This is a genomic window from Halanaerobium polyolivorans, assembly GCF_020711195.1.
GTDB lineage: Bacteria > Bacillota > Halanaerobiia > Halanaerobiales > Halanaerobiaceae > Halanaerobium > Halanaerobium polyolivorans.
Window position 1 is genome coordinate 22706 of the sequence record NZ_JAJFAT010000004.1, and the last position, 11779, is coordinate 34484.

Annotated in this window: 12 protein-coding genes; all 12 read right to left on the reverse strand. The window is 33.7% G+C overall.

Annotated elements, in window-relative coordinates; all coding sequences use genetic code 11:
• Positions 1-35: 35 nt before the first annotated feature.
• Positions 36-1313, reverse strand: coding sequence for a gluconeogenesis morphogenetic factor MgfK (mgfK, locus tag LJ207_RS03785; RefSeq protein WP_229344209.1), 1278 nt, complete (start codon positions 1311-1313; stop codon positions 36-38).
• 33 nt (positions 1314-1346) lie between these two features.
• Positions 1347-2195, reverse strand: coding sequence for an RNase adapter RapZ (gene rapZ, locus LJ207_RS03790; protein WP_229344210.1), 849 nt, complete (start codon positions 2193-2195; stop codon positions 1347-1349).
• Between the two features lie 54 nt (positions 2196-2249).
• Complete coding sequence (locus tag LJ207_RS03795) at positions 2250-3224, reverse strand: squalene/phytoene synthase family protein (protein WP_229344211.1); 975 nt, start codon at positions 3222-3224, stop codon at positions 2250-2252.
• A gap of 31 nt (positions 3225-3255) precedes the next feature.
• On the reverse strand, positions 3256-4194 hold the full coding sequence (locus LJ207_RS03800) for a glucodextranase DOMON-like domain-containing protein (protein WP_229344213.1): 939 nt from the start codon (positions 4192-4194) through the stop codon (positions 3256-3258).
• Positions 4195-4219: 25 nt separating this feature from the next.
• The gene (gene hprK, locus LJ207_RS03805) at positions 4220-5137 is read right to left on the reverse strand and encodes an HPr(Ser) kinase/phosphatase (protein ID WP_229344215.1); all 918 of its coding nucleotides are present in this window, start codon (positions 5135-5137) and stop codon (positions 4220-4222) included.
• On the reverse strand, positions 5130-6104 hold the full coding sequence (locus LJ207_RS03810) for an ROK family protein (RefSeq protein WP_229344216.1): 975 nt from the start codon (positions 6102-6104) through the stop codon (positions 5130-5132). The genes hprK and LJ207_RS03810 overlap by 8 nt, the downstream gene beginning before the upstream one ends.
• A gap of 29 nt (positions 6105-6133) precedes the next feature.
• The gene (locus LJ207_RS03815) at positions 6134-6796 is read right to left on the reverse strand and encodes a hypothetical protein (protein WP_229344218.1); all 663 of its coding nucleotides are present in this window, start codon (positions 6794-6796) and stop codon (positions 6134-6136) included.
• 79 nt (positions 6797-6875) lie between these two features.
• Positions 6876-7691, reverse strand: coding sequence for a Cof-type HAD-IIB family hydrolase (locus tag LJ207_RS03820; RefSeq protein WP_229344220.1), 816 nt, complete (start codon positions 7689-7691; stop codon positions 6876-6878).
• Positions 7692-7760: 69 nt separating this feature from the next.
• Positions 7761-8993: a serine hydroxymethyltransferase gene (glyA, locus tag LJ207_RS03825; protein WP_229344222.1), complete on the reverse strand. Its 1233-nt coding sequence runs from the start codon at positions 8991-8993 to the stop codon at positions 7761-7763.
• Between the two features lie 203 nt (positions 8994-9196).
• On the reverse strand, positions 9197-9367 hold the full coding sequence (fdxA, locus tag LJ207_RS03830; RefSeq protein WP_229344223.1) for a 4Fe-4S ferredoxin: 171 nt from the start codon (positions 9365-9367) through the stop codon (positions 9197-9199).
• A 155-nt stretch (positions 9368-9522) separates the two neighbouring features.
• Positions 9523-10884, reverse strand: coding sequence for a DUF1302 family protein (locus tag LJ207_RS03835; RefSeq protein WP_229344225.1), 1362 nt, complete (start codon positions 10882-10884; stop codon positions 9523-9525).
• Positions 10885-10939: 55 nt separating this feature from the next.
• Complete coding sequence (locus LJ207_RS03840; RefSeq protein ID WP_229344227.1) at positions 10940-11761, reverse strand: outer membrane lipoprotein-sorting protein; 822 nt, start codon at positions 11759-11761, stop codon at positions 10940-10942.
• Positions 11762-11779 lie beyond the last annotated feature (18 nt).

Consider the following 11779-nt stretch of genomic DNA (forward strand, 5'->3'; position numbering starts at 1 on the left):
CCTTCTTAATAAATTTAGTAATTTTAATTATAATATTATTTGTTTGCATTAAGTGTATAGATCAACTCTGCTAAGGCATCTGGATTATGGCGAAGATAACTATTTTTTTTCAGTAAATCTTTTTCAATAATCTTTAAACCCATCTTTTTTAAGCGTTTGCGATCTATTTTAACTGGATAGGCACCTTCTGCTTCATATTTTTTTCTTAATTCTTTAGTTCCCGACTGGTTATTGAGGATAATATAATCGAAAATACCTTCCCCACAGTGCTCTATAATTGCCTGAGCATGGTCAGCAGCTGTATAAGCATCAGTTTCACCAGCCTGAGTCATCACATTACAAATATATATTTTAAGAGCATTACTTTCTCTAATCGAGTCTGCAATTCCATCCACAAGTAAGTTGGGTAAAATACTAGTATATAAACTGCCTGGACCGATGATTATCACATCTGCTCCAGCAATTGCCTCTTTTACGGCAGGAGTTGTTTGAGGGTTTTCAGGAGCTAAAAATACTCGATCAATCTTTTTATTATCAGAAGGAATGGCAGATTCACCAATTCTTTTTTCCTGATCTTCATAAATAGCACCCAATTTAATATTCTCATTTGTGGCAGCTAAAACCTTACCCCTAATTGCTAAAACTTTACTAGAAGCAATTACAGCCTCTTCAAAATCACCTAAAACCTCTGTCATAGCAGCTATATATAGGTTACCAAAACTATGACCTTCCAGACCTCCATTTGATTCAAAACGGTGCTGAAAAAGTTTTTCCATGAGAGGTTCTCGATCAGCCAAAGCAACCAGGCAGTTGCGAATATCTCCAGGTGGTAAGATCCCCATCTCATCTCTTAAGCGACCTGAGCTGCCCCCATCATCTGCAACTGTGACAACTGCTGTCAAATTATCACTATTTTTTTTCAAACCTCTTAATAAATTAGCTAAACCAGTTCCACCACCAAAGGCAACAATTTGGGGTCCTTTATTTGATCTTCTTTTCTCATATAAGAGGTCTAAAATCTCAGCATGTGGTGTAATATGAGTATTTAACTCTGACCTTATTTTAATCAGAGCATAATATATGATAAATAATCCTCCTACCACCATCATTACAGCAATAGATTTCAAAGCAATCTCTGAGCCTTCTCCAAGCAGATTATTTAAATGGAGAGTTAAGTATTCTGTCACAAAAACACCTAGATCAAAACCTAATAATGGTGTTATACCAATACTTATTAATGCAAAAGCTAAAATCATTAGAATAAACCATCTTTTCACACCCAAACCTGGAAAAAACCATTTAGGCAGGTTCATAATTACACTTCCTTTTGTTGAGATAAATCATCATTATTTGTCTATATCACGATGCTCAATATTATAGTTTAGAGATTCATCTGCTAAAACTTCAGATAATTTTAAGACTGTGGTTACAGATCTATGTTTACCACCAGTACATCCAACGGCAATTGAAAGATGACTTTTTCCTTCATTTTTATATTGAGGAATTAAAAATTTAATCAAATCAAAAAATTTATCATAAAATTTTTCGGTAACAGGCCATTTTAAGATATAATCCTGGACAACCTTATCTTTCCCAGTTTTTTCTTTAAGTGATTCTACATAATATGGATTGGCTAGAAAGCGGACATCAAAAACCAGATCGGCATCACGAGGTATTCCGTATTTAAAACCAAAAGATATTAAACTAAGCTGCAGACAACTCTTATTATCTTGAGTTATATATAAATTATCTAATTCCTCCTGTAGTTCTGCAATTTTTAATTCTCCGGTATCAATAACCTTACTTGCTCTACCTCTTAGTTCTTCCAGGATTTTTCTCTCCTGCTGAATCGCATCAAGCACCCTTCCCTCTTCATCAAGTGGATGACGCCTTCTACTTTCTTTATATCTTCTAATCAAAATATCATCAGAAGCCTCTAGAAATAAGATGTTATAATCTAGTTCCAGCTCTTTTAATTTTCCCAGTTCTGCAAAAAGATCATTGAAAAATTCTCTACCTCGAATATCACTGACAAGGGCAATCTTGTCTAAATTAGACTGTAAGCAGATTTCGGCAAATTTAGAAATTAAAGCAGGTGGTAAGTTGTCTACACAAAAATAGCCTCGATCCTCAAAATGATTTAAAGCAAGTGATTTACCAGCTCCTGACATACCTGTGATCAATAAAAAATCCATTTTAAAAGTTTAGCTCCTTTCAATTTATCTTACTGCCACAACCACAATAATTATTTAATCTCTGATGTGTTTAGAACAATGTTTTAAAAAATATTTTTCTGGTGCTCGCAATATATTGGCAAAAGCTAATTTAGAGACCTTAACTGCTTTATCACCATAAAAAACAGCCGGATTGTCTCTTAACTTCTCAACTGTAGCTAAACCGAGGGCATTATTAACTGCAAAGAATTTCCTATAGCCGCTTAAATTTTCTGGTAAAGCTTGATAATATTTTTTTAAAGCTGCTGTATGTTTGATTAGATCCTCCAGCATTTTTTCTAAAGCTGCCATTGTTTTAGCTTCGTTTTCTCTATCAAGTAGTTCAGCTTCGGTTAGCTTTAACTCTTTTAAAGGCCAAAAGTGTTTTTCTCTATTTTCTAGATCATCTTTAATATCTCTTATTAAATTAACTTTTTGCAAAAAAAGGCCGGCCTCATTAAAGTTTTCTAAAAGAATAGCTTGATCTTTTTGACTAAGATCTAATTTGTAAATAATCAGCTCGGTTAAAAACCCACCAACAGTTCCAGCTACATAATAACAATACTCATCCAGTTCTCTAAAAGTTTCTACTGTTTTATTTAAATATTTTTGCATGCCGAGATTCATTTCCTGCAGCCACTTATGTGATTTTTTTTGGATCTCTAAATCAAAATTTTGATATGCCTGATAGATAATATCAATGTTATCATTTAACTTAGATAAAGCCTGATCTGCAATCAAATTATTTTGGGCTTTGATCTCTCTAAAATCTGCCTGACGATCATAATCTTCAGTTGAAAACACTCTGCTCACTTTATCCATCATTTTTTTCTGCAGCTCAATATCTGCTGGATGAATTTCATCTTCAAAATTATCTAAAATTCTATCCTGAAGGTAAGTAATCAAGACCTCATCTTTAATTATATTATCAAGCATAGGTATAGTTAAAGCAAAACTCCGAGAAACATCTTTTAATATATTTTTAGCAAATTTAATTGGATCATCTCTCATCTTCTCACCTCAAAGGGAAAATAAACTGATATTATTTATTATAGTCAAATTTATATGCAATTATTTTGATTAAAGCTAAATAAATAAGAAAAGCAAAAACTATTAATAAATTTTCAATCATAAAAAACTCTATAATTCCTCTTCTTCTTTCAGGCAGAGGAGCTTTAACTCTAATTGCTGGTACTTCTGCCAGTTCATTGTTTAAAATATTTCGCTGATTATAAGGTCCTGGAGTTAAAATATCCATAACTCGAGGAGCTTTATCTAAATCCAAATCTGTTTCGGTATAAATCTTCCACAGCTGTCTTCGTCTAGAAAGATCTCTATAATAATCAAAACCAAAGGGATCAAAACTACCTATTAAAAGCACAACTGAGCTATTATCTAATGAGCCTAACTCACTTTTGGCTAAAGTAAGATATAAATCATCACCATCTCTAAGTATTTCTGCACTTTGAGCCTGATGCTTATCATCAAGGGCTAGTTCATTTAAATCAAGAAACTCCTCTTCACTTTCCGGAGTATATAATCTGGCCCACCAACCACTAATCTTTAAAAATTTATTCCAATTAAAATCTTCGGCAAAAGTTATGTTAGCTCCCTCATGAAAAGGTTGATTAGCACCTGAATTTTGATTATCAATATATAATTCAATTAGTGGCAGTGAAAACCCATACTCTGAATTCCAGGGATCAGTTAAACTGCCAAAAGAAAAGCGAAAGCGATAACTATGTTCTGATTCAAAAATTGTTAAAGCCTGGATATCAAAGATATTATCTGCCTCATGAAAAATATGATTTAAAGGATATTCATAATTTCCTGGCCCAAAATCATCTCCTCGAGCATCAAGGTGGTTAAAAACAACCCTATATTCAGCTGCATAAACAGCTGTCATTAAAAAAGAAATAAGGAAAATAACTATTGATAAGAAGAATATTATTTGCCAGATTTTTCTGCTAATTAAAGTCATTTTTAAACACCTCTGCTGTTATAGATTATTTTTTCATGATATTTTCTGTAAAATCTACAGCTGCATTATAACCCATTGTTTTCAGCCTATAATTCATTGCTGCAACCTCAAGTACCAGGGCCAGATTACGACCAGGTTTAACAGGAATAATTATTTCATCAATTTCTATTTCCATAATCTCTGTTTTTTGGTCATCTAAACCCAATCTTTCATAATCATAACCTTCTACCCATTTCTCCAGGCGAACAGCTAAATTTATTGGAGCATCATGTTTAACAGCACCAGCCCCAAAGAGAGTTTTCACATTGATGATTCCTATTCCCCGCATCTCTAAGAAATAGCGGGCATTTTCCGGAGCACTCCCGGAAAGACGTAATTCCCCAATTTTTTTTATCTCAATTATATCATCAGCTACCAGACGATGACCTCTTTTAACCAATTCAATCGCAGTTTCACTTTTACCAATTCCACTTTCACCTTTAATTAAAACTCCAATCCCATAAATATCTACTAAAACTCCATGAATAACGGTTATAGGAGCCAATTTTTCTTCCAAATAATTTAAAAGCATACTGCTAAATCTAGTTGTAGAAATTTGAGTTGATAAAATAGGAATCCCTTTATCTTCAGCTCTTTTAAGCAGATAATTAGGTATTTCTTCACCCCTGGCTACTATAATACAAACCGGATCATATGATATATATTCATCAATTCTTTCTATAAAAACATCCTCATCTAAACCTCTTAAAAACGAAAGCTCTGTTGTGCCGATCAAATTAATTCTCTCAGGATAAAAATGTTCCCAAAAACCGGCTAACTCTATTCCCGGTCTTTTAATATCACTAACATTAACTTTGTTTTTAATCCCACTTCGACCAGCCTTAATTTCTAAATCAAAACGATTAAAAATATCTAAGACCATTACTTCATTTTCTTCAGCCATTTTTTATCAACCTATCCTCCATTGCTACCGCAATAGCGCCCATTAAACCAATATCAGATCCCAGTTCAGCTTCTCTTAGCTCAACAATTTCCAGTGGTCCAGGTAAGGCATTATCCCTCATAGTTGCTATAGCTTTATCTAAAAAGAGATCAGCTGACTTCATAACTCCTCCTCCTAAAATTATCATTTCTGTATTAAAAATATTAACTAAATTTGCTAGACCAATCCCCAGATAAAAGGCAGCCTCAGCAAAAATAGCCTTTGCTGTCTGATCACCCTGATAAGCAGCCTGAGCACAGATTGCTGCATCAACATCTTCGACAATATTATCTGCTAGATCGAGCATTTTTTTACTTTTGCCTTCAGCAGCTGCCTCTTGAGCCATCCGAGCAATTGCTGTTCCAGAAGCAAAAGATTCCAGGCAGCCGTGGTTTCCACAGCCACATAGGGGACCATCTGGATCAACCACAGTATGACCAATTTCACAGGCATTATCATTAACTCCGCTAAACAATTCTTGCTTAATTATAGCTCCTCCACCAACTCCAGTTGAAATAGTTATATAAACCATATTATCAACCTCTTTACCTGCCCCAAACCATTTTTCTCCTAAAGCAGCAGCATTAGCATCATTTTTAAGTAGGGTTTTAATTCCTACTGCTGCTTCTATTTTCTCAACAATGGGGACATTTTTCCAGGGTAGATTAGAGTTTTCTATAATTATCCCCTTTTTAGCATCTAAGGGGCCTGGACTTCCAATTCCCAGAGCAATTATATCTTCTGCTTGAAGATTTTTTTTAGCTAATACCTCTTCTATACTAGCAACCATATTAGCAATGATCTTTTCTTCCCCAAGCTTAGCTTCAGTATCTTTACGTGAACGAGCTAAAATCTTACCGTTTTTATCCGCTAAGCCGGTTAATATTTTTGTACCACCTAAATCCAAACCAAGATAATACTCCTGCATGCCAACTCTCCCCTCAAAATTTACTTAAATTAATATTTTGCCAGCATTTCTTTATTGCCTTTTAAAATCATAGAGCCAATAATTCCAATAAATGCTGTTGGTAGGCCAAATCCAATTATAAACAGAAAAAATGAAAGCAAAAATAAAGCTAAAAACCAGACTAAAGAAAAAACAATATTATCTAGGCTTAAGACAACAGCATTTTTAAATATATCTTTAAGTGATTTTTCTGGCTGAATAACTAATAAACCCCATAAATAAGCTTCATATATAGAAAAATAGATTAGTAAATAACCAAATAAAAAAGCAAAAGCCAAAAGCCAGGTATTCTGCTGCCCCTGCAGCAAAAAGAAACGCAGGTCAAACAAAAGGATAAGATAAATAATTATACTAAAAATACAGGCTAAAACACCCCGCCAAAAATTCTTTTTAAAAAAACTAGCTAGTTCTTTTAAAGAAAACTCCCTCTGTTCTAAAAGTTGATTAACTCCATGTAAAGCTGTTAAAAATAAGGGGCCTAATAAAAGCAAAGGTATTGGTAATAAAAGATAATAGCCAGTTGAAACAGCAAAAAATATCATAAACAAAAACAGTGCAGTTAAAATAAACCAGCTAATTCCTAATATAAAAAGTTTAAATAGGTTTTCATAAAATTTTTTAAAACTGTATTTTAAAACAGCGAATATTTCCAAGGCAAACCCCTCCTGATTAAACTTTAAATGCTGCTTTAATTATAACACATCTATTTTCTCTTGTAGAATGATAATAATTTTAATTAATTTCTAAACCTAAATCAAATTTTTCATTTAAATATTTTGCTACTCCAAGCTGATTATTATTTTGGGCTATATCATCAGCAGCATCTTTTAAAGCAGGATGAGCATTTTCCATTGCAATTCCCTGTCCAGCCCATTCAATCATTTTTAGATCATTTAGTCCATCTCCAAAAGCCATGATTTCTTCCCTTTTTAGATTATTTTCTGCAGCATATCTTTCTAAAGGTACAGCTTTAGAAATACCCTTTTTAGTTATTTCCAGAAATGATGGATAAGAGGAGGTAATTTCTATTTGATCAGAAAAATTATCTAAGAGAAAATTCTGGATTTCTATTTGAACTGCTTCATCTTCTTCAATAATCAACATTTTAGTTGGTCCTTTATCCATAAAATCAGTCAGATCATTAACAACCTGAGCTTCTACTCCAGCAATATTTTCATATTTGAGGGTGAAATCATTTTTTTCTGCCACATAAAGTGTATCATCAAGAAATGTCTGCAAATAATAATCAAATTCTTTTACCTTTTTGCTGATATCTTTGGCAATTGCTAAAGGAATTGGCGAATGATAAATTTCTTCATCCAAAAGTGGATTCATTACAAGAGCACCATTATAGGTTATAATTGGATCTTTCATTTCTAAAGAATTTACATATGGTTTAGCAGAAATATACATTCTACCAGTAGCTATCAAAGTTTTAATCCCTTTGGCGCGGACAGCCTGGACTGCTTCAATCGTTTTTTCATCTAATTGGTGTTGATCACTTAAAAGAGTTCCGTCTAAATCAAAAGATATTAATTTTATATTCATTTTTACCACCTTTTATTATAAAAATAGCCGGGTCTCCCCGGCTCATTAGAGATCAAAATTTTGTGCTTTTTAGTTCATTGTAAATTGAGCTGAGAAAGCATGTACTTCTTTTTTCATCTCTTTTAATTTTGCTTCATCTTCAATATTTTTCAGTGCTTCAAAGATATATTCTGCTATTTTTTTCATATCTTTTTCTTTCATTCCCTGGCTTGTAACAGCTGGGGTACCAATTCTAATTCCACTTGTAACAAAAGGACTTCTTGTTTCAAAAGGAATTGTATTTTTATTAACTGTTATTCCTACCTTATCTAAGGCTTCTTCTGCCTCTTTTCCTGTAATCCCCATATTTGTTAAATCTACAAGCATCATATGATTTTCTGTACCACCTGAAACAAGTCTCATTCCATAACTACTTATTGCTTCAGCCAGCACTTTTGCATTATTTATAATCTGCTGCTGATATTCTAAAAATTCATCTGTTAGTGCTTCTTTAAAAGAAACAGCCTTTGCTGCAATAATGTGCATCAGAGGACCACCCTGAATACCAGGGAAAATGGCCTTATCGATTGCCTTTGCATATTCTTTTTTACAAAGTATCATTCCACCTCTGGTTCCTCTTAAAGTTTTGTGAGTTGTAGTTGTGACAAAATCAGCCACAGGTACAGGATTTGGATGCAGACCTGCTGCAACAAGTCCTGCAATATGAGCCATATCAACTGTGAATAAAGCTCCAACTTCATCAGCTATTTCTTTGAAAGTATGAAAGTTAATTACTTTTGAATAGGCACTTGCTCCGGCAACTATCATATCCGGCTTATGTTCTTTAGCCAATGCTCTTACCTGCTCATAATCTATAATCTCTTTATCTTTAGTAACTCCATAATGAACAAAATTATAATATTCTCCAGACATATTAACAGGACTACCATGGGTCAAATGACCACCATGAGTAAGGTCCATCGCTAAAATGGTACCACCTTGTGGTACTTGAGAAAAATAAACTGCCTGATTTGCCTGTGAGCCAGAATGAGCCTGAACATTTGCATGTTCTGCATCAAATAATTTTTTAGCTCTCTCAATTGCAAGTTCTTCTGCCTTATCTATAACTTCACAACCACCATAATATCTTTTTCCTGGATAACCTTCTGCATACTTATTTGTTAAAACAGATCCAGCTGCCTGCATTACTGCTGGACTAACAAAATTCTCTGAAGCAATCAGCTCAATATTTTGAACCTGCCTTTTATCCTCTTCTGAAATTATAGCTGCAATTTCAGGGTCGACCTTTTTTAATTCCTGCATTCAAAGTTCATCTCCTTAATTAGTTTCCATACTTAATTTATAATATAATAATTTTATATCCCTACAATAGTTAAAGTTCTCTAAAAAACAATCAAATCCTGCTTTAATTATAACTCTAAAATATTTCAGCTTATTCTATGTTAGAAAAAACAATAGTTAATAAAGAAAAAAACCGGAGCAAACACTCCGGCATCTAAATAACTTTAAGCTTGACTAATAGCATCGACAGGACAAACAGGTACACATGCTGCACAATCAATACATTCGTCAGCATCAATTACGAATTGAGTATCTCCTTCGCTAATACATTCAACAGGACATTCAGGTGCACAGGCACCACATAGAATGCAGTCATCATTAATCACATGAGCCATTAAGTAGTTCACCTCCTGCTATTCAACTAAAAATTTATAAACTTAAAAAAAACTTCACAAAACTATTATAACTATTCGCTATAAAATTGTCAACTGTTTTACAATTAGAGGATAATTATATCTTAATGGCTCATTTATTATATTTAAGCATCTGCTTAAAAACTATATTTCAGCGCAATTGAAGTAAAATCATTATCTTCAAATTGGCCAAAAGGGGTACCTTCATCTCCTCTAAAGATTTTATGTGATAACTGCAGTTCTAAATCCTGCTGTAGTTCATAATCTACGGCAGCTTCCAAACTATAGTCATTATCCTTGAAATTATAGATCCAGGTTAACTGAGGTATTATTCTTTCATTCTGATAGCTGTCTTCAAGCTTAACTATAGCTCGATGAGTTGTATAGTCACCATCTTCATCATAGTCTATATGCAATTCATTATCTGCTATTGCATCATCATCTAGAATTTTTTCACCAGTAAATTGGATGTTTAAATTTAGGTTATTATAGGGTAGATTTCTGTCTCCACCAACTACCCAGGCGATCCTATTATTTCTAGTTAGAGGATCATCACCAGAAGTGTCATCTGTTCTCAAATAGGCTAATTCAAAGCGGCTGTTAATATCTCCAATAACCCTGGCCATTTCAAAGCCAAAAGCATCTACCTCATCATAGTGGATATTAGCCTCATCAAGTGCTGTCTCAAAATCGCTTTGATCAAAACCATTGTTAAGACTATCAATAGCAGTCTTGTCATAACTAGGTTCTCTTAAATAGCCCCTATAATAACTGAAACCATAATCTGTCCCTCTGCGGCTGTCTGTAAAACGAAGGGCAAATTGATTATCTTCATCTTGAATTGAAGACTCTACCTTGTCTATTATTTCTTTTTCACTTCTGTAATCAGTTGCAGCTAATATCTCACCAAAACTTAGCTCAGCAGCAAAAGGATTAATAATCCAGTTACCTAATGGGCTGTCAGGATCATTTGCCAGACGATTACCATTAAAATCAGGGGTATAGATAAATTCTAGATTGGCATTACCACCCCTAAAATAGCGGTCGATCTTAATCATTTCTTCTCCAAGCTGTCTGTCTAAATAATCGGGATTTATAAAATCACTTAAATCTTCGGGATTTATATGATCAACAACATGAACCTGATCTCCCTCACCCCAGACTACTCTATTTTTTCCGATCAGCACTTCAAAATTATCTCCATAATATCTATAAAATGCTTCAGAAAAATCTATTTCTTCTGCAGCACCTACTTGAAAATCAAGCAGCACTTTAAACTCATGGATATTGCCAGGATAAGAAATATCAAGTTCACCCCGCAAGTTTTCTTCTATATCACCACTATCACTAAAGATCCTAAATTCAGGATAAATATCTCCATCAATACTCACCTGAGTATCCTGAGTATAAAAGTCACCTCCGAATGCTGCAGTTGAAGCTGAAAAAAACAGCAAAATAACCAAGAATAATAATAGTGTTAATTTATCTTTTTTAAGCATTATATCACTCCCTTTTAAACTTAACTAATCACAATTTATTCTGTTCAAGTAAAATTTACCGACCTGTTCTTAAGAACTGCTGAGTAAATCTTTGATCACTAACATCTACATTATATTCTATCAATGGTTCTCCATTTCTTTCCTGAACATAAAGACGGGTGCTGTGACCAGAATCCAAATCTTTCATGGTTGTAGAAAAGACAGTCCAAATACCATCAATTTTTTCTATATTGTGTTCAACCGTCATTTCCTTATATAAATCACCTGTATCATGATCATACATTTCTACTTTAACCGGAATATAATGTTCTTTTGTAACCCAGGAAATAGTCTTTTTGTACTGTTCTTCCTCCGGGTTTTTAGGTATAGCTTCTACAACATAAGTTTCATATTCACCTAATTCTTCTTCACCTAAGAGCTCATATTCAAAATCATCTAGTTCTCTTGATTTCATATCATCATAGGTGAAATCCGATCCCATAAAAGAGTCTTCACCCTGGGCACCAGAAATTCTTCTCACCCTACCTAAATCAGGTAAATAAATCCACTGGTCATCATCATCTCCATCAACTTCTACCTGTAAAAAACGAGTATTTCTAACGGAAGAAGGTTCATGAAAGACCATTACTGTTTTATCTAAGTCAAGTTCTTGGTCAGCTGTTTTTGACCAAACTTCTATAACTCTAGATCTCACATCTCCAGATTCATCTATTAAATCCATTCCCATTAATGCATGTCTGGTATCACCTGTATCACGTTCATCTACTCTTTCCATTACCTCTCTACCATCAACAGCTAGTGCAGAAAGACTAAATACCGTTAATATCATCAAAATCAAAGCAGTAATTTTTAGTGAATTTCTAAATAATTTTCTCATTATTAATTCCTCCTTTTA

Bases quoted from the DNA above. Each gene is read 5' to 3' on its own strand.
- mgfK (WP_229344209.1), bottom strand. From the start codon at position 1,313: ATGAACCTGCCTAAATGGTTTTTTCCAGGTTTGGGTGTGAAAAGATGG.
- rapZ (WP_229344210.1), bottom strand. From the start codon at position 2,195: ATGGATTTTTTATTGATCACAGGTATGTCAGGAGCTGGTAAATCACTT.
- LJ207_RS03795 (WP_229344211.1), bottom strand. From the start codon at position 3,224: ATGAGAGATGATCCAATTAAATTTGCTAAAAATATATTAAAAGATGTT.
- LJ207_RS03800 (WP_229344213.1), bottom strand. From the start codon at position 4,194: ATGACTTTAATTAGCAGAAAAATCTGGCAAATAATATTCTTCTTATCA.
- hprK (WP_229344215.1), bottom strand. From the start codon at position 5,137: ATGGCTGAAGAAAATGAAGTAATGGTCTTAGATATTTTTAATCGTTTT.
- LJ207_RS03810 (WP_229344216.1), bottom strand. From the start codon at position 6,104: ATGCAGGAGTATTATCTTGGTTTGGATTTAGGTGGTACAAAAATATTA.
- LJ207_RS03820 (WP_229344220.1), bottom strand. From the start codon at position 7,691: ATGAATATAAAATTAATATCTTTTGATTTAGACGGAACTCTTTTAAGT.
- glyA (WP_229344222.1), bottom strand. From the start codon at position 8,993: ATGCAGGAATTAAAAAAGGTCGACCCTGAAATTGCAGCTATAATTTCA.
- fdxA (WP_229344223.1), bottom strand. From the start codon at position 9,367: ATGGCTCATGTGATTAATGATGACTGCATTCTATGTGGTGCCTGTGCA.
- LJ207_RS03835 (WP_229344225.1), bottom strand. From the start codon at position 10,884: ATGCTTAAAAAAGATAAATTAACACTATTATTATTCTTGGTTATTTTG.
- LJ207_RS03840 (WP_229344227.1), bottom strand. From the start codon at position 11,761: ATGAGAAAATTATTTAGAAATTCACTAAAAATTACTGCTTTGATTTTG.